25 protein-coding genes and 1 pseudogene are annotated in these 17,187 nt (G+C 48.1%); 11 read left to right on the top strand and 15 right to left on the bottom strand.

Translation table 11 applies throughout. The features are described 5' to 3' along the window. Window positions 1-11: 11 nt before the first annotated feature. The 12 genes from WN56_RS17000 to WN56_RS13835 all read right to left on the bottom strand — a co-directional run bounded on the left by WN56_RS17000 (window position 12) and on the right by WN56_RS13835 (window position 8,299). Window positions 12-542 (bottom strand): RloB domain-containing protein, encoded by a 531-nt coding sequence (locus WN56_RS17000; protein ID WP_046075571.1) that lies wholly within the window; start codon window positions 540-542, stop codon window positions 12-14. Window positions 543-556: 14 nt separating this feature from the next. Continuing rightward, window positions 557-1,690 (bottom strand): ATP/GTP-binding protein, encoded by a 1,134-nt coding sequence (locus WN56_RS13880; protein WP_197075766.1) that lies wholly within the window; start codon window positions 1,688-1,690, stop codon window positions 557-559. Window positions 1,691-1,832: 142 nt separating this feature from the next. Then, window positions 1,833-2,417, bottom strand: coding sequence for an MT-A70 family methyltransferase (locus tag WN56_RS13875; protein ID WP_046075569.1), 585 nt, complete (start codon window positions 2,415-2,417; stop codon window positions 1,833-1,835). Beyond that, complete coding sequence (locus WN56_RS13870; RefSeq protein WP_156146687.1) at window positions 2,414-2,758, bottom strand: hypothetical protein; 345 nt, start codon at window positions 2,756-2,758, stop codon at window positions 2,414-2,416. Before WN56_RS13870 ends, WN56_RS13875 begins: the two co-directional genes overlap by 4 nt. A gap of 176 nt (window positions 2,759-2,934) precedes the next feature. Beyond that, entirely contained in the window at window positions 2,935-3,213 is a 279-nt protein-coding gene (locus WN56_RS13865) for a helix-turn-helix transcriptional regulator (protein WP_046075567.1), read from the bottom strand. Window positions 3,214-3,267: 54 nt separating this feature from the next. Further along, window positions 3,268-4,092: a DUF2303 family protein gene (locus WN56_RS13860; protein ID WP_231637456.1), complete on the bottom strand. Its 825-nt coding sequence runs from the start codon at window positions 4,090-4,092 to the stop codon at window positions 3,268-3,270. Window positions 4,093-4,094: 2 nt separating this feature from the next. Then, window positions 4,095-4,490: a hypothetical protein gene (locus tag WN56_RS13855; protein ID WP_046075566.1), complete on the bottom strand. Its 396-nt coding sequence runs from the start codon at window positions 4,488-4,490 to the stop codon at window positions 4,095-4,097. A 17-nt stretch (window positions 4,491-4,507) separates the two neighbouring features. Then, window positions 4,508-4,684, bottom strand: a complete 177-nt coding sequence (locus WN56_RS16900) for a hypothetical protein (protein ID WP_156146686.1) — start codon at window positions 4,682-4,684, stop codon at window positions 4,508-4,510. A gap of 88 nt (window positions 4,685-4,772) precedes the next feature. Further along, complete coding sequence (locus WN56_RS13850) at window positions 4,773-5,912, bottom strand: hypothetical protein (protein WP_046075565.1); 1,140 nt, start codon at window positions 5,910-5,912, stop codon at window positions 4,773-4,775. Beyond that, a complete protein-coding gene (locus WN56_RS13845; protein WP_052708103.1) occupies window positions 5,902-6,834 on the bottom strand; it encodes a Rad52/Rad22 family DNA repair protein in 933 nt (310 codons plus the stop codon). Before WN56_RS13845 ends, WN56_RS13850 begins: the two co-directional genes overlap by 11 nt. Before the next feature lies 1 nt (window position 6,835). After that, window positions 6,836-7,210, bottom strand: a complete 375-nt coding sequence (locus tag WN56_RS13840; protein WP_046075564.1) for a hypothetical protein — start codon at window positions 7,208-7,210, stop codon at window positions 6,836-6,838. Window positions 7,211-7,627: 417 nt separating this feature from the next. Further along, window positions 7,628-8,299, bottom strand: a complete 672-nt coding sequence (locus WN56_RS13835) for a S24 family peptidase (protein WP_046075563.1) — start codon at window positions 8,297-8,299, stop codon at window positions 7,628-7,630. Window positions 8,300-8,676: 377 nt separating this feature from the next. Between WN56_RS13835 and WN56_RS13830 the strand changes: the two genes are divergently transcribed. The 11 genes from WN56_RS13830 (at window position 8,677) to WN56_RS13780 (ending at window position 14,097) form a co-directional block, all read left to right on the top strand. Next, complete coding sequence (locus tag WN56_RS13830) at window positions 8,677-9,102, top strand: hypothetical protein (RefSeq protein WP_046075562.1); 426 nt, start codon at window positions 8,677-8,679, stop codon at window positions 9,100-9,102. Then, a complete protein-coding gene (locus tag WN56_RS13825) occupies window positions 9,099-9,398 on the top strand; it encodes a hypothetical protein (RefSeq protein ID WP_156146685.1) in 300 nt (99 codons plus the stop codon). Before WN56_RS13830 ends, WN56_RS13825 begins: the two co-directional genes overlap by 4 nt. Before the next feature lie 13 nt (window positions 9,399-9,411). Further along, window positions 9,412-10,254: a conserved phage C-terminal domain-containing protein gene (locus tag WN56_RS16630; RefSeq protein ID WP_052708102.1), complete on the top strand. Its 843-nt coding sequence runs from the start codon at window positions 9,412-9,414 to the stop codon at window positions 10,252-10,254. Window positions 10,255-10,265: 11 nt separating this feature from the next. Then, complete coding sequence (locus tag WN56_RS16625; RefSeq protein WP_052708101.1) at window positions 10,266-10,928, top strand: replication protein P; 663 nt, start codon at window positions 10,266-10,268, stop codon at window positions 10,926-10,928. Further along, window positions 10,921-11,241 carry a hypothetical protein gene (locus WN56_RS13810; RefSeq protein ID WP_046075560.1) on the top strand — a complete coding sequence of 107 codons (321 nt, stop codon included), beginning with the start codon at window positions 10,921-10,923 and terminating at the stop codon, window positions 11,239-11,241. Before WN56_RS16625 ends, WN56_RS13810 begins: the two co-directional genes overlap by 8 nt. Next, a complete protein-coding gene (locus tag WN56_RS13805) occupies window positions 11,231-11,434 on the top strand; it encodes a hypothetical protein (RefSeq protein WP_046075559.1) in 204 nt (67 codons plus the stop codon). Before WN56_RS13810 ends, WN56_RS13805 begins: the two co-directional genes overlap by 11 nt. 11 nt (window positions 11,435-11,445) lie before the next feature. Next, on the top strand, window positions 11,446-11,823 hold the full coding sequence (locus WN56_RS13800; protein ID WP_052708100.1) for a hypothetical protein: 378 nt from the start codon (window positions 11,446-11,448) through the stop codon (window positions 11,821-11,823). Between the two features lie 103 nt (window positions 11,824-11,926). Further along, complete coding sequence (locus tag WN56_RS13795) at window positions 11,927-12,511, top strand: DUF1367 family protein (protein WP_046075558.1); 585 nt, start codon at window positions 11,927-11,929, stop codon at window positions 12,509-12,511. Continuing rightward, window positions 12,508-12,843 (top strand): DUF1364 domain-containing protein, encoded by a 336-nt coding sequence (locus WN56_RS13790; protein ID WP_046075557.1) that lies wholly within the window; start codon window positions 12,508-12,510, stop codon window positions 12,841-12,843. Before WN56_RS13795 ends, WN56_RS13790 begins: the two co-directional genes overlap by 4 nt. Beyond that, window positions 12,836-13,309, top strand: coding sequence for a VRR-NUC domain-containing protein (locus tag WN56_RS13785; protein ID WP_046075556.1), 474 nt, complete (start codon window positions 12,836-12,838; stop codon window positions 13,307-13,309). The genes WN56_RS13790 and WN56_RS13785 overlap by 8 nt, the downstream gene beginning before the upstream one ends. After that, a complete protein-coding gene (locus WN56_RS13780) occupies window positions 13,306-14,097 on the top strand; it encodes a TIGR02642 family protein (RefSeq protein WP_052708099.1) in 792 nt (263 codons plus the stop codon). The genes WN56_RS13785 and WN56_RS13780 overlap by 4 nt, the downstream gene beginning before the upstream one ends. Window positions 14,098-14,494: 397 nt before the next feature. Here WN56_RS13780 and WN56_RS17235 read toward each other — a convergent pair whose 3' ends face one another. From WN56_RS17235 to WN56_RS13770, 3 genes and pseudogenes are all read right to left on the bottom strand, one after another. Then, the gene (locus WN56_RS17235; RefSeq protein WP_369795719.1) at window positions 14,495-16,783 is read right to left on the bottom strand and encodes an EAL domain-containing protein; all 2,289 of its coding nucleotides are present in this window, start codon (window positions 16,781-16,783) and stop codon (window positions 14,495-14,497) included. A gap of 1 nt (window position 16,784) precedes the next feature. After that, a pseudogene (locus WN56_RS17230) lies at window positions 16,785-16,874 on the bottom strand (D-ribose ABC transporter substrate-binding protein); the annotation flags it as partial. Window positions 16,875-16,936: 62 nt separating this feature from the next. Beyond that, window positions 16,937-17,158, bottom strand: a complete 222-nt coding sequence (locus WN56_RS13770; protein ID WP_046075554.1) for a hypothetical protein — start codon at window positions 17,156-17,158, stop codon at window positions 16,937-16,939. Window positions 17,159-17,187 lie beyond the last annotated feature (29 nt).

Below are 17,187 nucleotides of genomic sequence, written 5' to 3'. Positions count from 1 at the left end.
TTGACAGTATCTTATTGAGTCGAGTTAGACATTAGAGCTCTCAATTTCACTATCTCCTCTTTATCTGTTTCATCGAGAACAGGTTTTGGGAATGACTTCTCGTAACTTGCTTTGTTGGTAGGCGGGCCTCCCAAATATGGCTTAAGCTTCGCTTTGCACTGAGAGCCATCCACCCCCGCTCTTTCCCCCAAAACAGATAGCAACATACCTTCGAGACACACAGGGTTAGAGATAATAATTTCGATACCGTGTTTTTTAGCAGATGACCAGTCTTTTTCTGTGATCTCTACATCACCATCCATGAGAACAAAGCGTCGGTCATAGGCTGCCTCTTTTTGTTTACACGCTGCTCTGATAATATTCCCAGGTGATCCCCCGTCAGATGATTCAACCTTGATGGTTTGGCCGTTATGCCTATCATCGTAAAGGCCTTTCATGTGATTTAGGAAAGCTCTATCGTGGACTCCTTCCCCAACAATCAATAAAGATGTGACGCTAACCCTGCGACTTTTTCGGCCGGCTCTTCGTTTTGGCTTCGACATGCTGCCATCTCTCCCTAAACGTTTGGTACTGCACCTAGCGCGCCTGCCTGGTACTTAGCATAAAGATTATCATCTGCTCTAATGCCGACCATTTCATCCAGCCTCCACGCTTCACTTGCTAAGTTCTCTTTCTCCACTAGATAGACTTGATGCTTCTTTAAGATATTCAAGACTTCTGGAGTGTGGCAAGTAAATATCAACTGAGCGTCATTAGGATTGGTTTCTTTGTGCTTGAACCAATCTAAAATAACGGGAAGCATGTGTGGATGAAGATCGTTGTCAATCTCATCTAGTACTGCAATGCCCCCAAATTGCAGCACGGGAGCAACTCGTCTTAAAAGCACGAAGAGGGCTTTTGTGCCACTTGATTCTTCAAAAAGAGGTAGAGAAAAAGCACCATTCTCACATTTATGTACAGCATATGGGAAAGGAAATGTTATTTCTTTCCCACTTTCATCGTTAAAAGTATGCTCTTTATATTCAATGTCATCAATTCCAAGATCGAGATCGAATATAGCCTGGTGCACCATATCCATCAATGTTTCATTATCTCTTAGGTACTCGGCGACCTCTACTATTGCAGCCTCATGAAAATGTCTACGACCTCTGAAGGTAAGGTTAGAAACAAATTTTTTGAAAAACTCATATATATCATTAGCGGTAGATACGTTTTGTTGGTATGCCGCTGATATTACTGATACATTCTCTCTTACTTTTTTTCCTTGTGTGACAGAGAAACCAAAACCTTTCTGCTTAAACGTATAGCCCCCATTATCATCCAGCTCGCGGACAAAAACATATGAAAAACTTCGGCTGGTTTTTTTGTATAAAGCCTCACTAATTATACGCTTCCTAGTCAGTGAGATAATATACTTATACTCCTGCTCGGCTAGTGTAAAATGAAGCTCAAAGGAAGTTGGCTTATCTCTAAATAGTTGATGTGGGATAAAAGGGATAGCCTCATCCGGCTTGAGATCAAAAGCCGAATCAATAATGAATGAGCTTAAAAAAGCTAATGGACGAAGGAATTGGGTTTTGCCAGCGCCATTGGCACCAACGACTGCCGCTACCTTATTAACACGCTCTCCAGATGGTGCATCAATGTCATAATAAGAAGCGGAAGGCTTTTTTCCGACTTCAAATGACAACTCCTGCTCCTCTGCGAACGAGTAAAAGTTACTGAATAGGAGTTTAGTAAGCAATTTGACCACCTTTGTACAAAATTTTGTTGATTATGGCTTAAAATGAAGGTCTTTTCAAATCAGTTAGCTTGTCAAGAGTGCACGCATGTCACAGAAAGCTCGATGTTTTAGACCGATCAAAGGTCGAGCAGACAAGCTTTACAGTAGATTCACACTCATCACCCCAAGCATCCCATCCCTCAATGTTTTGACGAGCAAACAGCTCTATCCGCGGTACGCCACCAACTAGCTCTGTGAGTAAATCGCGAAACACTGCCGGCTTCTCACTATGCTGTCCTCGTGGCGCAGTGACATGCTGAATGATCCCGGCATCCAATCGCTCTAGCAGCTTGCCTTTCACGCCAAATAGCATATCTTCGGAGTTACCACGGGTTAGATGGCCCATGCCCATGCAGTCTTTGCCGCTTTTGGCGTGAATCTTATGCCAAGTAAAACCCTTCATCGTCATCAAGCGGAATCCCCATGCGTGGCAAAGCTCGACGGCTTCCATCGGCATTGTTGGCACATGCCACATCGCAAGAAGGCATTGCTCGTCAGCCAAATCCCACACAGGCAAGCGTTTTAAATCTTCTAACTTCATCACCGGGTACTTATGCTTGGCGCCGCGTTTTCCCGAGTTCGCGCTGTCGCGATAGCGCCATGGTGGATCTGCGTAAATCAGTTTGTAGCTCATGCAGCCTCCTCGTTAAGTAATCCAAGCTCTCTGGCTTCCCATTTCGAAAGGCAATCCCATCCGCCCATGCTCGCGAAAATTTTGCCGGCCTGCTTTTCGTCGAATTCAATGGGGTGGGGTGATGCCATATATCCCGCGGAGATAAAGTGCTCTGGGTTTTGTTGTGCGATAAGTGCATCCTGATGCTCTCGCATCGCTTCAATTAGATCGCTCTCGTAATAGTTCGCGCCTGTCTGCACTTCAAAGTATTTGGCGTACTCTTGGCCATCTTGGCGGCGGCAGAAAACAGCAAGCAATATCGTCCACTGGTGAGGCGCTTCGCCAAGCGCCTGAGCCATCATGCGAGTTACCTTCTCGCGCTTGCCACTCTTCAAGTTGAATACACAGCTCTCTTTGTTCTCACCCTGAACCCACGCAACAGCCAGGTTATGAGTTGTAGCGCTAGCAAGTCGGCGAAATGATGTTAATGCGTTGAATTTCTTGTTCCGCTTTTTCGTCTTTCTACTCATTGGGAACCTCACGCAGCCTGCTCGCGACGCACGTATTTAGTGCCATCAATGTTGATCACGGCCGGCTGGTAGGGCTCACCAGATCTCTCACCGAACGCAAGCCAGTTTTTATCGACGCCAAGAATTTTGGATAGCGCCTCGATACTGCTTAACCGCGGCTCTGTCTTTCCCGTTTCAAGATCTAGATAGGTTTGACGGGCGCAGTCGAGCTGCTTTGCCACAGATACCTGAGTGAGCCCGGCGTCAATGCGCGCTTGATGTAGTCGTGCTGAAAATGGTGTGGTCATTGGTCGTTACCTCATGCTGGTCGTTTGAAAAGGGGCCGGAGCCCCAGGTTTGGCTTAGCTTGCGAATTGGCCGATAAACGTCTTGATGTGCTTAGCGTCTTCGCTGGTTAGCTTGTCGATGATGATGCCTTTGAACTCTTCGCCCATGGCTTCCACGTGCGCTTCGAGCTTTTTGATACGAAGCACTAGGGTTTGGTTGCCGATAGCGCTCATGCGTAACTCAAAGCTGCGCTCTGACAGTCCGTGATAGGGAGTGCAGGTGAACTTGAATACCGCTGGCATCGGATATTCTTCTTTGGTGCGGATCGCCATTGACTCGTATTCAGACTGACTGGCGCTAAAATCTTCAACGGAAGAATCACCGCCACGTTTGTGCTCAAATGTCATGTTACGAACGGCTGCGCTGGCGACGGAAATGTCGATCGGCGTTCCGTTGCCTTCAAATGCCTGTAAATTGCCGCTGTAGTCTTCAATCCATTCGGCAAGCACTTTCTGTGCGTTACGCTCACCGTCTATTTCTTTGAGTGCTCGGAAATCGGCCGTGGGTTTGAGCTTTAGTTTTGCCTGGTGCTTACAATGCCCAGGCTCTTTTTGGGTACCCAGGTCGAAAATGGCTTCTGCGGTCATCACGTCAGGATCAATAAAGCACTGTGCGCCGTCTTGTTCGTACTTGATCGCGTAGTTGATGAACTCATCGATGTGATTGCTTTTCATCACCCCGCGAAATTGGTTTCGCTGCGGCATATACTGCTCAAGTGAGTGGAGGTTGAAGTTATCGGGTAGGGCAGCAACCGGGAAACCAGTACCTGTCAGTTGCTTAAGCAACTCTGGTGCAGAGCCCAGGGTTTGAATTTGCGTGATTGCGGATTTGTCCATCATGGTTAGCGCACCTCTTTGAGTTTGCGTGGTTCATCGAAAGCTATTTGGCCGTTAACATCTTCTTTAGGGCGGTCGTAGGTCAGCTTCCCGCCTTTTCCGACGTAGGCAATAGAGCGGTACTGGAAGTCCTCTTTTTTCTTACCGAAGTTGAGCTTTGGCTCGTCCACGGTGATGCCCGCGATAACATCTAAGAATGAGTTATCACTGCTGCCACCTGGCTTTAACTTCAGCTTGATGGTGACTTCGCCCTGTTTGTTGGCCGCTGCCACTGCGCGGCCCACGTTAGATAGAGCAAGCCCGAGTACGTTAGCGACAACCCCGCCGTCAATGTCCTGCATTAACTTGGGAAAGTTGGTTACTCGGTCGTACTCTGGTTTCTTTTCCGTTTCATCGGTCATGGTCGTTACCTCGTTTGTTAATTAGTTCGGCGGTAAAGGTGGTGCGTATACCGCTTGGGTTTGCCGTTCTGGTGAACGATGATCAGTGCTTCCTCGCCTGAATAATGCACGTCCACTTTTGTGCCTCGCCGTCGGTATAACTCAACCAGCTCTGCCGCCTCTTGTTTACTGACAGTCTGTGTTTGGTATTCCATCGCGTTCCAAATTGTTAAAGAGCGGTATCTATAAGCACACTGTCGGCAATGCGCTTATAGATGCCCCTGAAGCCAGGGGCGGGCATTGTTATGCTGCGCGGTCGTTTAGTGATGCCATGGCATCGTCATAGCCAGACCAGTTATCAACTCCGTGCGCTTTAAGTGCGTCCAGCTCTGCTTCGCACTGCTGCAAGTGGCGGTACTCGCGCATTGAGATTGAAACCATGCCGTTATCGATTTGCTGCTTAGCACTCGGTGCCAGGTCAGTAGCTTTCTGCATGGCAGGGGCTACATTTTGAGGCTGTGCTACCGTTTGGGTTGCGGCTTGCGCTTCTTGGGTAACGGTCGCTCGACTTTGCTGTTCTTGCTCCACTTTTGCTGACTCTTCAGCCTCTTGCTGACGCTTAGAGTTAAAAAGCATTTGGAGTTGATGCTTGGCCTGGGCTGCCGCGCTTTCTGCTTCTTGTGTGCGCTCGCCGAATTTGTCTTCTGATATAGAAGTGAGCATTGTGTCGAGCTCACTCATCATTGCCTGAATTTCGTAAGAGTTTTTCGAGAAGGCCTCTGTTGGCTTGAGCTTGATGTTGTTGATCGCAATAGTCAGCTCTTGCTCTTTAAGCGCCTTGTTTCGAGCCTCTTCCTCCACCTGGGTAATGATTGCGTTGTTGATGCTTTTCAGCGCATCGTCACGAGCGGCTAGGGCATCACCTAAGAATTCCTCAAAGTGTTCTTTGGTAATGGGCATAGCTTCCAGTGCATTCGCCATCTCTTTCAGAGCCGACAGGTCTCCAGCGTTATTCGGGTTACCCATTTCACGGATATTGTCGATACGCCCGAGCATTTCTTCTTCGCGAGCTTTCTTGATCCGCGCTTGTTCTTCTTCCCAAGCTTTGCGAGGTGCCAGTACTTCGTCACGGATTTGGTTAAGCTCTTCCTCTGCGTATTTACAGGTCGCTTTAACATCTTTCACCTTGGCTTCCATATCAGAGATTGCCGCCTTGATAGCCTTAATGAGTGTTGTCTTGCTTGTGCTAACGCTGCGACCAAGAGAGCCCATTCTCTCGCGGTCTTTCTTTTGGTTGACGTCTAGAACTTCGCTTGTCGCTTCCCGGCGCACACGGTCGATGATTGGCTGAACACTCTCTTTACTGCGCAGGGCGTCTACTGCCGTTGCTGCTGGCATTTTGGTGATATCTTCAAGTGTCACTAGTTGAGTCTTATTGGTCATGGTCGTTACCCTCATCCATTTTTGATTTCAGTGCTTTGTAGGTGCTGCGCAAAGCATCCGTTGCGCCCTCCGCCGATATCCCGTCTTTCTTGGCTTGCTTCTGCAGTTGACCGATACCTTTCTCGAAGGCATTAAACAAAGCGCCCTTAGTCGGGATATTCGCTAGAAGGTTTTCAAGCTCTTTTGCTTTGGCCATCAACTCTTCAGTCTTTCTTTCGTTGATCTCCGAAGCTTTAGAGTTGAGCTCTTGGTATTTCTCTTTCTTTAGCTTGGTGAATTCTTTTTTCGCATTAGCATCCTGGGCTGCGTTTATGGCTTTGACTGCTCCCTCAAGAGCGCACGAGAGTTGATCCATATCTTCTGCCTTGCGAATTGCATCAAGGTAGGGAGAAAGGTCTTCCCTGGGAATGGCCCAATGAGGGAGAGAGGGCGTCCGCCAATCGATATATTCATCCGGTTTACCTTTTTGCCTTACCACATGGATATTCCCGTAAAGCTTGTCGCGAAAGCCTGTAGTTTTTCGGCATTCAGCAAATGTTGTGTCCATTTGATATAAGTAGCGCCCAACTCCCCACTGAACAGCAGCCCGCTTCATTGCGGTGGAGCGACCACCTTTAATGGCCTCGATGTTGGTGTTTTCGCTTGCGTCCCATTTGGTGACACTGCGGCTATCGGTATGAACGGTAATGCCACACTGGCAGCCAATCACTTTCCCTTCTGAGACTATGTCGCGAAACACTGGCTCCCAGCCGAATGGGCCAAACACCTCGTCAAAACGTTCTTGAACAGCACGTGCAGTGATATAAGGGACTGCCATTAGCCAAGCTTTTTCGCCGACGATCCCGGCTCTCTGTACTCGCCATTCGATATCGTCAGGTTCGAACATAGCTTGCAGTTGCTCTTGTTTCTCTTGGAGGTTCATATCAGGCCGCCTCTCTGTTCTGCAGCTCGAATGCTTGTTCGATGCGCTGGCGGTGTTCTTCAAAGAACGAATCTAGAGCGCTGTATGCGAATGCTTGTAAGCTAAGTAGCTTTTGCATGACGTGTGGCGCGTCGGGGTCGTAGTCCATCAAAAACTTGAGTAGGCCGTCGGCAGCTTTTCCTTCTTGGAAGTCGCCGAAGTAGAAAGAGCCAAAGTCACTGAGTGATAGGCCACAGAACTCTCTATTGCCCAAGATTCGGTCTTTGCCATCCTCAATGAATGCCTTCAGTTCATCGGCGCGAGCATCTTGGCGGTCGAGCTTGTTTGTATGCTCTGCGAGTTGAGCGTCGTAATGGTTATCAATGCCTGGAATCATGTTACAATCCTCTCGTGGTTGTGGCTCACGTCGTAGCTATGAACTTACTGCGTCGTGGTTTTCAATCATTTGGTTGTGAGCTTTCTTGGTCGTTAGCTCATTACTTGTCAGGTTTTCTTGGTCGTTAACCTGGCTCCAATCCCCCAGTGGAGATTGGTTGTTACCTCAAGCCGCGAAAGCGGCTGGGAAGTTCGATTTGGTCGTTGCGCTTCCCCGAACTAGCCCCGCCTTGTGCGGGGCTTTTTCGTTTGTTTGTTTTTCTACTTTTTAATGTATAGAAACTTACGCCACTCTGTCAATGGGTAATGTATAAAAACTTACATTTTGTTGAAGTGAGGAAGGTATGAAACAAAAAAAACCCGCTAATGCGGGCTTCTTCACAAGTTGGAACACCGTTATATAGGCGGGTTGATGGAGCTAAACGGGTCTCACATGGGCTACTACAGTGCCAACTAACCTACAGTTCCCGTTTATTTGAATGTACCTAAGTTCTGGCGGGTAGTCTGGATTAAGAGCTTTTAATAGCTTTCGACCATCAAGTATTTGTAGCTGTTTAAACGTTGCCTCTGGGGATTCTTCAAGCTGAGCAATGACGAATTTGCCATGATTTGGCTCGACAATGTCAGGATCTACGTAGATTAGGTCACCTTCTTCAAACCGAGGCGACATGGAATCTCCCCTAACTTCTAGAATATAAGTTCGAGGCCCGCATCTGGCAGGGCATGGGTAATACGTATAATCCTGCTCAGAAAATTCTTGTATGGTCGTAAAAGCCCCAGCCTGTACCCAACTTATTAGAGGACATTTTTGCTCTACAATTGGACCTTTCGCTATATTCCCCTGAGCTGGTGACTGTTCTTGGCTTCCTTCTCCATAAACTAACCAGTCAGGTGAACATTTCAAAACCTTAACTAGAGCCAGAAGGATACGGTCCTTGACGCTTTTCTGAGTGCCATTCTCAATGTTTGATACCGTGACCCTATTGAAGGTGATCTCAGGAACCAGCTTCGTCACACCGGCCGCTACATCATCTTGAGTTAACCCCAGTTCATCACGTCTTTTTTTAAGCCTACCGCCAAAGTCAAGCATTTGGCCGCTCCTAGTTATGTTCACACAATTCTCTACATTTTCGCACATCACTCAATATAAAAACTTACGTAGAAAAACTTGCCTGCAAATGTAAGTAAACGTACACTTGGACGTATCGGAGGTAGCTATGAACTCGCGAAACGACCAACTGTACGACCTGCTAATAAACATTTTCGGTAGTGAGGCGCGTATCGCCAAAGCCTTTGGCGTCGAACGAGCTGCGCACTGGAAAAGAAAAGTACCAGAGCGCGTTGCGCTTTTGTGCCATCTAAGCCCCGACATCCCTTATCAGTACAACCCTACGACATATCAGAGGGATATGAAGGGCCTTAGGCTTGTTTTAGAAAAACCAACGACCAATAACGAGGTAACGACCAATGACCAAAACCTATATTCACAAGCGGCTTGACCAGCTGGAGCAGAAGCGGCTGATCGGCAAGCCTGGCTTATCGATTAATGAAGTGCGAGATAGCCAAGTGAAAGTCCGATTTACAGAAAACGAGAATGACTTGCTATCTCTGGTTAGCGCGAAGTTGGGGCAGCCAAAGGCAGTTATTTCTAACGTGCTTCTAATCGATGCCGTGATTGATTTGCTTGCCGATGATCCATTGCTTTATGACGAAGTCATGGCCGCGTGGCGTGAACAAAAACGGCCAAATCTTGAGTTTTTCTCTGAAATCGATAAGCGCTCTCTTGATAAACATGAGCGAGAGCCGATCGAGGGCGAGTTCTGTCCAATTCAACCGCATGAGCGCCGCATCGCGCTTGTTGTAGATAACGCTGAGCGTGAGGGGGAGCTGTGAGTCGTAACGCAATGAAGGACGCAATCAGACGCCTGCTTAACGATGAAAGCGCCGAAGCGGCGCTATCTGAAATTTTCAATCGTGACGACGTTGGTGACGGTGACGCGCAATACGCGAGCGACATTAGCACGTTTAACGAAGTTGTGATTAACGCAGCGGCCAAGCGCCGCGGCGTTCGTCCCGGACAGATGCGTCTATCACTAACGCTTAATGCGATGGGAGACCCTGAGATGGCAGGGACTCAGCATGCATCCGCCATCACACCGTTGCCAAAGAAATGGCAGGGCCTGCATTAAGGGCTATTGAGTTATGAGCATTGTAAGAGCCAAGCGCAATCAACGATTCACTGTGATAGACAATACGGTTTATGCAGACAATCAGCTCTCATTCCAAGCGATGGGCCTTTTGTCGTACCTGTTATCCAAGCCTGATCACTGGAAAGTGAGCGTTGAGCAGCTAGTGAAAGTCACCGATGGAACGGAAAAGAAAACGGGCAAAGAGGGTGTGTATAACATCCTCCGCGAGCTTAAGAAGTCGGGCTTTGTTGTCACTAAAAAACACGCAACCGGCAAGATAACTTACACGGTTTATGACACGCCAGCGGATGCCGCCAACTCACCTGATACGGCTAACCCTGATCAGGGTAAACCCGAAAACGAAACTCCTGATACGGCTAACCCTAATCAGGCTAAGCCTAATCAGGCTGAGCCGACACTAGTAAGTACTGATACTAAGCAAGTACTGAGATCTAGCAAGGTAGAGTCGGCTTCGCCGAGCGATGAATCGCTGACCGACCGAGACGTCGAGGTGAAGCAAGTCATCGAACATCTGAATCAGCGAACCCAGTCAAAATTCAAAAGCTGCAAATCCAACGCTAAACACATCTCTGCCCGTCTGAGCGACGGCCATTCCGTCCCAGATCTGATGCTAGTCATCGACCACAAAACCGAAGAATGGGGCCATGACGCCAAAATGGCGCAATACCTTCGACCGTCAACGCTATTCCGGCCATCAAAATTTGACGGCTATTTAAATCTGGCGCGTTTGTCGAGATCCGGCATGGCTAAGACGGGGCAATCGGGCCCATTTGTACCAGATAACACAGACACGAGCTGGATCCGAAACTTGGATGCCATCGGCTCGGACTACTGAGGTAACGACCAATGACCATGAGGAAAGTGAGTGCGAACGTCAGAAAGCTGCCCATTGGCGGCGGTGACTACCGCGAGAAACAAAACGACCAAGAGAGCTTTGCAGCGAGAGTGATCAACCAGATCTTTGATGAGCTGCAATCTATCTTCCCGGCCTGGCGCAGTGCTCTGCCTAACGAGAAAGCAGTAGCACTGGCCAAGCGAAACTACGTGAAAGCGATGATCAGCGGCGGGGTGGTGTCGATGACGCAAGTGCGCATTGGCCTTGACCGTGCACGCCAAGAAGAAACGGATTTTTTCCCAAGCTGCGGAAAGTTTGTTGCTTGGTGCGATACCGAGGATTGGCGTCTAGCTTACGAGCGACTGATAGCCCGCAAGCCAGCACAGAGCGACGTTGAAAAATTCGTGCGCCAAGACGTGGCATACGCCATTCGCCATGACCTGAGTGAAGCGCAAGCAGAGAAGCGCTTTGCCGAGCGGTTTCGGTACTGGAAGCTGCGAGAGCGCAACGGCGACATGCCAAGCACGCAGTATGCGCTACCAGCGCGTAGCTGCGTGCACAAAAACGATATTCGGAACAGCCAGACAGAGCAGCCATTGCCTGAAGATTTCCGGCGCGGGAGTGTTTTCGCACGGATTGCACAACTCGGAAAAAAAGGAGTCCGTTATGAATAATTCGCTCAACGCTGACGAAATGCGCGCAGAGCTAGCGGCGGATGCCTTTGTAGCATACGTGCGTCTGCTATCACTGCACAGTTCTGACAAGGCCCAGGCCATTAAGGAGATCGCAGGTTGCACCGGTAAATCGGAGGTGACCGTTCGTGGCTGGCAAAAACGCGGCGTGCAAGGGCGCGATAACGCGGTGGTGATGTGCCAATTCGCCCAATTACGTGGCTTCTACTTTGGCATTCACATGCTGATGCCAACAGAAAAAGTAGTGGCGCGCTACATCGATATCGAGCGCGCAAGGCTTGGCTATGCAGCATGACCGCAAGCTAACAGCCGAGCTTTTGACTGAGGCCGGCATGATGCCGTTTGTCAGAGAAATCGCGGCACGGTTTGGCACAAACGGCAAGCTTGAAGATATTGCAGTGATCACTAAACGCGGCGGTGCTTACGTGGGTCAGTACCCACAGCGCGCCAAAAACCGCGTAGTGCCCCTCGATACGCAGTACAAGTGAGGTAACGACCAATGGCATTAATCGAAAAGCACCCGATGCGAACGCCGCTCAAAGAAATGATGGCGATTCGCAGGCATGCCGCTAGGTGGGTGAAATCGGGCAAGTATCGACTCAAACAAGGTACGCAGTTCAGCAGAGTAGCAACGATTGCGCGTGGATCGGCATGGAAAACGCTGAGAGAAATCGAAGCGGATATCCAATATTTCTTCCCCGATACGCCGGACACGCAAGCCGCAATTTCGGCAAGGCTGCGCGAAGTCAGTCCCTGTAAACATGGCCTAGTAAAACAGCGAACGTACTACACGAGCGAACGCGGCACGATTGTGCATGTGTATCGCTTGGTGCCCGTCACGTGGCTGGAAGAAAAAGCAGAGCGGGAGGCGGCATGACGGTACAAGAAATAGGCCTTGCTGTTTGGGCTGTAATCGCACTCATTGGTTACGTGCTGTGGCTGGGTAAGTTTTTCTGCGGGAATGAGAGGGACTACGACTGATGCAGCTCTCTCTCGTAAAACTACCGGGCGGTACGTTGATGCCGCTGACGGATAATGACAAGTCATTAGTCGATAAAAAGCGCGTCGGTACAGTGCTCGAAGCTCATTTTAAAGAGAATAGAAACCCACGATTTCACCGTAAATTTTTTGCGCTGCTGAATCTCGGCTTTGATTACTGGACGCCAAAAGGTGGGGCTATCTCGCCGCATGAGCGCAACCTGGTATGTCGATTTGCGAAAGAGCTGAGCAAATTAGGCGGCGCGGAGCAAGCGCTGCAAGAGCTGGCTAGTAATTACCTGGATGCCATGGCCGCAAAGCGCGCCAGTATCGAAGTGGAGAAGAGTTTCGAGGCTTATCGGAAGTGGGTTGTTGCGGAAGCGGGGTTTTATAAAACCGTGACGCTACCAAATGGCACCGTGAAGCGTGAGGCTAAATCGATCAGCTTTGCGCGGATGGACGAGCGCGAGTTCGATGAGCTCTACACCGCGTCACTGACGGTTATTTGGAATCACATACTGCATGGCCATTTTGAAGATATGGGCCAGGTCGATAATGCAGTTAACACATTGCTGGGGTTTGCATGAAGGCGAAAGCACCTGCGTTACGCAGCAAGAAACTTACTGACGCGGCGCGTGGACAGCAATGCGCACTGCAGATTGTCGGGGTGTGTAATTACAACCCTGAAACTGTCGTGTTTGCGCACCTGCCAAGCGAAACCCACGGAATGGCGTACAAATCCGATGATATTTGGGGCGTCGATGCGTGCTCTGCTTGCCATGATGTCATTGATGGCCGAATCGGTTACGAGTTCGACTCAGGAGAGCGCGAGCAGTACATGCTGCGCGCATTGCACATCACGCTGATGCGCCGCGTGCGTGACGGCGTTATTGAGATTAAGGGGGCCAAGTATGTTTGATGACAACGTTTATTCTCTAGAGCGCAAGCTGGGACGGATTAAGCAGCAGGGCGGCAGCGTGAAGAAAGTGCGCCGTGAGGCTGAAACCGAAGAGTGCGCAGAACTGGTGAAGTGGGCGCGCAAAACCGTGATTGCTGGCATTACCGTGGGTGATTTTTTGACGCATGTGCCAAACGAAGGCAAACGCGGCAAGAAAGCCCGAGCTGATTTTTATCGCCTTGGTGGTCAGCCAGGTTACCCAGACTACATTCTCGATGTCGCGGCCTGCGGCTATCACGGCCTGCGCATTGAAGCGAAAGAGCCGGGTGGCGGACGCATTAGCGCCGACCAGCGCAAGTGGGAAATGCGATTGACTAGCCAAAGCTATCTATTCGTCTACTGCTATAGCGCAGACGAAATGAAAACACTGATTACTGAATACTTAACCGGCCAATTGCAGGGGCCGACATTGGGAGGTGCCGCATGAGCCAAGGACTAGAACTGTTTATTCGTATGCATTTGGAGAAGACGCCAAGCATGCAACGTGGGCGCCAGACACTGACTGGTGATGTGATTTTGGGCGTGTTGGGTAAGTTGCAGCGCGAACATCCTTTGGGTAGTGATGCCATCATGTGGCGGTGGCTTGATGACGCGCAAGCTCGGGAGCGGATTGAGCAACGACTGCTCGACGAACTCAGGCAGGGAGAGAATGTCCGTAAAGACCTGGGCAAGCATATCGTGCTGACCGCGATAGATGCGTTTCATGGTACGCCGACGCTTGACCAGGCGCGCAAACTGAAGACTCTGTGGAAGTCGCACAGTGAACAAGCCAAGCGGAGCAAGCGGCTTATTCGTGGGTACAAGTTGAGCATAGCGAAAGCTGAGAAGCAGGAGCTGGCGGCGACGAGCGAGTTTAGGCAAAAACATTATCAGGGAGAAATTGCACGGCTGAATGGGCTTGTTGAAGCAGAGCGGGCGCGGCTTGATACATACGCAGAGAAGCAGGCGAGTAAGAGTACCAAGTGTCCGAAATGCGCCGGGACTGGGCAAGTGAAGATGAATACTTGTGGGGCATGTCAAGGGCGTGGTGCGTTGCGACTGACTGCGGATGACTTGAAGAAGATGCTACGGAGCAATGGGTTGCGAATGTCCGAGAAGCTTTGGCGCGATGAGCTGGTGCCGGTTTTTACGCATACGCTGTGGCGGCTTGATGTAGCGCACGACGAAGCGGTGCATGCGTTGAGTAAGTATTTGGTTGGGGAGAAGGCGGCTTGATAGCCGCTTTTTTTGGAGCGAATATCACAGAGTGAGCGGTAGCTAATATTTTGGCCGTGAAGTGTGAAAGACTTACCGGAGCTTTGATACATTTTATTTTAAGACTACAGGTGGTTTGTCTAGCCCCTCTGGCTGCGGATCTTCAATCCGTGATTCACAATCGATTAGTCCCCAGTTCAAGTCTGGGAGGGCCGTCAGAGTGTACCTTACGTTAGTTGTCATCGAAATCTAATCATAAGTACTAGATACTCCCATTTCGAACTGGTGATTTCTCCGATCCGCATACTTGTTAGCAGTGCAAATTTGAGTGCAATTTCATTACAGGGCTTATGTGTACGTATAACATGGGAGCTCGATTTTTGGTAAGTGCGCAAACCATTAGGAGTGATGACGCAAGTTACAAGCTAGAAAAATGAGTGCTCTCTATGTAACTCTCAGCTTCTTCAACGGGTAGAGGCTGAGAGTAGTAATAACCCTGATACACGATACATCCTAATGATTCGAGATAATCTCGTTGGTATTTCGTTTCGACGCCTTCAGCAACTATACACAATCCAAGAATATTGGATAACGAAATAATCGTCTCAATAATCGATCGGGCATTTGGCTTCGACTCAATTTCACAGATGAAAGACCTGTCGATCTTTAGCTGATTAATAGGAAGCTGTTTAAGGTAGCTCAATGACGAGTATCCTGTACCAAAGTCATCTAAAGCGAACTCAACACCTAAGGCTTGGAGTTCGTTCATGCATTGTATTACTCGCCCTACGTCATCAGCTACCATGGATTCTGTCAACTCTAACTTTAGCTTACCGGCAGGGAGGTCATATTTCTTAATTAGCTTTTGAATGACCTTAGAAAAGTTATTCGAGTGGAACTGTTGGTAGCTGATATTGACTGAAATCGATAAATGGGATTTGGTCGAGTCACCTTGCCACTTAGCCAATTGCTTGCAAGCCGTTTTGAGTACCCATTCACCTATAGGTATTATTAGTCCTATGCTCTCGGCCAAAGAAATGAAATGATAAGGACTAACTAAGCCTTTTAGGGGGTGTCTCCAGCGAATGAGTGCTTCAACTCCAATAACGATGTCATCTTTATTTACTTGTGGTTGATAGTAGAGCTCAAATTGCTCCTTGTTTAATGCCGCTCGTAAGTCTCTTTCTAACTCAAAATTAGAAAATACCGCCTTTTGCATCTCAGGCCTGAAGAAGCTGATTCTATTTTTACCCGAGCGCTTTGCATGGTACATCGCAATGTCGGCTTGTTTGAGTAACTCGTAGCTCGTTTGAGATGCGTTATTAAATAGTACAATTCCAACACTGGCGCTACTATTGTACTCATAATACTCAAATTTGTAGACCTCAGAGAGTCCTTGGCGTATCCTCGAAGTAATGGATGTGACTTGCTCTTGAGCAGCAAGTAAATCCACTTCAAAGGTTGGTAATAAAATTACGAATTCATCGCCCCCAAAGCGAGTGAGATAGTCATGCTTTCGTAAATAATGGAGAATACGTTGTGTGGCCTCCTTCAACAGGATGTCACCATGCTCATGTCCGTAGGTGTCATTAATTTTTTTAAAGTTATCTATATCAAGAAACACAATGCCATAATAATGTCCGCTTTGGGCACTGCTTATAATTGCTTGATCGATCTTTTTTATCGCGAAATAGCGATTGCCTATTCCCGTCAAAGAATCAAGGTGGGCGAGCTTCATCAGCTCATCTTGCTTTTTCTCTTCTGCGTTGGCAACTGATTGGGTGAGTTTAAAAATCCAGATCAAGTAAAAAGTGAAGAGAGCGAGGCTAAGCATCATTCTGTGATAAAACGTCTCATGGATTATTTGTTTATCAAGTTTCGAGACAAACCAAAAATCTAGGTAGCTGTTGTACAGTGTGACTACTTGACGTGACGTCTCTGAATGTGAGTCAACGAAGTCAAAAGATGAAATAGCATCACTGCCATGGCGTCTTTTCATTAACTCGCTGTAGTAGTGTTGCTCGATAGGCTGAGTATAAAGAGTGCTTTTATCTGTCGTAAACAAAGGGTAGCGGTCTTTACGGATGATCTCGATGATTTGAGTTTGATTTGTTTGCTTGTAGTCTTTAAAAAGAGAGGCTTTGTCAAGCCTAATTCCCGCTGTCATTACCGCCACGGCCTTGTCTGAGTCGTTCAAGTAAATAGCTTTACGAACGGGAATGGCCAATGCTTGACTGTCCAGGCTGTTGACTGTATAGGTTGGACCTGCATGTATCTTATCACTATCTCTCGCTTCCATGTAAGACACTCTAGTTTGTGCCAGCTCCATTAAGTTAGGTAAATGGTTAAGATCGAAGTTAGAGCTGACCATCAATGCTTTCCCATCATAATCAGCCAAACCCAGACCAATGAACGCGGGGTAGGTTTCCATGATATTATCGAGCAGAGAGACATGTATTGGGCGGGTGGGAAAACCATTTTGATAAATAAGCTGCTTTCCCAATACATCTAAAAGGGAATCTTGTGTCTTCAGATAAGACATGACGGAATTATTGAGCAGTCTTACATGGTTTTCCTGCTCCTTTTTAGCGGCTAACACTAGAGATGACCAGTTGTAGTAAGAATAGCAAGCAAAGAGCACGATCGAAGAGGCTAAAACAACATTAAAAATTACCCAGATATTGTAACGACGCCATGCTCTTTTCAGTTTCATTACCATCAAACCCGACAAATAGAACACTCTTATTAGAGGCTTGAATCGCTCTAATTGCACCGAGTGCCATCTCATTATTTTGTGCGCGGAAGTTGATTCGTTTTCCGTAAGCACAATGCCATAAGTTGTATCAACATTAATATCAATTTAATCATTTATATATACTTTATCTGCATCAGCTTCTCTCTCTCTATCACGATTGTACTGTTCATAGCTTGTATCTGCTCCTTTCATACACTCGTAGTAAGAGGACATTGTCGGTCTATTTGCACATTGGTTTTTCTCATTATTCATTAGACCTTCGTAAATTGCTTTATTGCTACACCCATACAAAAAAACAAAACAAAAAAAGACAAGAAGCTTATTCATAGCATTTCCTCTCAATACTTTCTTAGAGA

It is taken from the genome of Salinivibrio sp. KP-1 (assembly GCF_000968645.1).
Lineage (GTDB): Bacteria > Pseudomonadota > Gammaproteobacteria > Enterobacterales > Vibrionaceae > Salinivibrio > Salinivibrio siamensis.
Note: the sequence above shows the minus strand (reverse complement) of the source record. Positions and strands in the feature narration are given on the sequence as shown.

What these genes read in the sequence shown, in the direction of transcription:
- WN56_RS17000 (WP_046075571.1), bottom strand. Translation starts at nt 542, where the DNA reads ATGTCGAAGCCAAAACGAAGAGCCGGCCGAAAAAGTCGCAGGGTTAGC.
- WN56_RS13875 (WP_046075569.1), bottom strand. Translation starts at nt 2,417, where the DNA reads ATGAGCTACAAACTGATTTACGCAGATCCACCATGGCGCTATCGCGAC.
- WN56_RS13870 (WP_156146687.1), bottom strand. Translation starts at nt 2,758, where the DNA reads ATGATGGCTCAGGCGCTTGGCGAAGCGCCTCACCAGTGGACGATATTG.
- WN56_RS13865 (WP_046075567.1), bottom strand. Translation starts at nt 3,213, where the DNA reads ATGACCACACCATTTTCAGCACGACTACATCAAGCGCGCATTGACGCC.
- WN56_RS13860 (WP_231637456.1), bottom strand. Translation starts at nt 4,092, where the DNA reads ATGATGGACAAATCCGCAATCACGCAAATTCAAACCCTGGGCTCTGCA.
- WN56_RS13855 (WP_046075566.1), bottom strand. Translation starts at nt 4,490, where the DNA reads ATGACCGATGAAACGGAAAAGAAACCAGAGTACGACCGAGTAACCAAC.
- WN56_RS16900 (WP_156146686.1), bottom strand. Translation starts at nt 4,684, where the DNA reads ATGGAATACCAAACACAGACTGTCAGTAAACAAGAGGCGGCAGAGCTG.
- WN56_RS13850 (WP_046075565.1), bottom strand. Translation starts at nt 5,912, where the DNA reads ATGACCAATAAGACTCAACTAGTGACACTTGAAGATATCACCAAAATG.
- WN56_RS13845 (WP_052708103.1), bottom strand. Translation starts at nt 6,834, where the DNA reads ATGAACCTCCAAGAGAAACAAGAGCAACTGCAAGCTATGTTCGAACCT.
- WN56_RS13840 (WP_046075564.1), bottom strand. Translation starts at nt 7,210, where the DNA reads ATGATTCCAGGCATTGATAACCATTACGACGCTCAACTCGCAGAGCAT.
- WN56_RS13835 (WP_046075563.1), bottom strand. Translation starts at nt 8,299, where the DNA reads ATGCTTGACTTTGGCGGTAGGCTTAAAAAAAGACGTGATGAACTGGGG.
- WN56_RS13830 (WP_046075562.1), top strand. Translation starts at nt 8,677, where the DNA reads ATGACCAAAACCTATATTCACAAGCGGCTTGACCAGCTGGAGCAGAAG.
- WN56_RS16630 (WP_052708102.1), top strand. Translation starts at nt 9,412, where the DNA reads ATGAGCATTGTAAGAGCCAAGCGCAATCAACGATTCACTGTGATAGAC.
- WN56_RS16625 (WP_052708101.1), top strand. Translation starts at nt 10,266, where the DNA reads ATGACCATGAGGAAAGTGAGTGCGAACGTCAGAAAGCTGCCCATTGGC.
- WN56_RS13810 (WP_046075560.1), top strand. Translation starts at nt 10,921, where the DNA reads ATGAATAATTCGCTCAACGCTGACGAAATGCGCGCAGAGCTAGCGGCG.
- WN56_RS13805 (WP_046075559.1), top strand. Translation starts at nt 11,231, where the DNA reads ATGCAGCATGACCGCAAGCTAACAGCCGAGCTTTTGACTGAGGCCGGC.
- WN56_RS13800 (WP_052708100.1), top strand. Translation starts at nt 11,446, where the DNA reads ATGGCATTAATCGAAAAGCACCCGATGCGAACGCCGCTCAAAGAAATG.
- WN56_RS13795 (WP_046075558.1), top strand. Translation starts at nt 11,927, where the DNA reads ATGCAGCTCTCTCTCGTAAAACTACCGGGCGGTACGTTGATGCCGCTG.
- WN56_RS13790 (WP_046075557.1), top strand. Translation starts at nt 12,508, where the DNA reads ATGAAGGCGAAAGCACCTGCGTTACGCAGCAAGAAACTTACTGACGCG.
- WN56_RS13785 (WP_046075556.1), top strand. Translation starts at nt 12,836, where the DNA reads ATGTTTGATGACAACGTTTATTCTCTAGAGCGCAAGCTGGGACGGATT.
- WN56_RS13780 (WP_052708099.1), top strand. Translation starts at nt 13,306, where the DNA reads ATGAGCCAAGGACTAGAACTGTTTATTCGTATGCATTTGGAGAAGACG.
- WN56_RS13770 (WP_046075554.1), bottom strand. Translation starts at nt 17,158, where the DNA reads ATGAATAAGCTTCTTGTCTTTTTTTGTTTTGTTTTTTTGTATGGGTGT.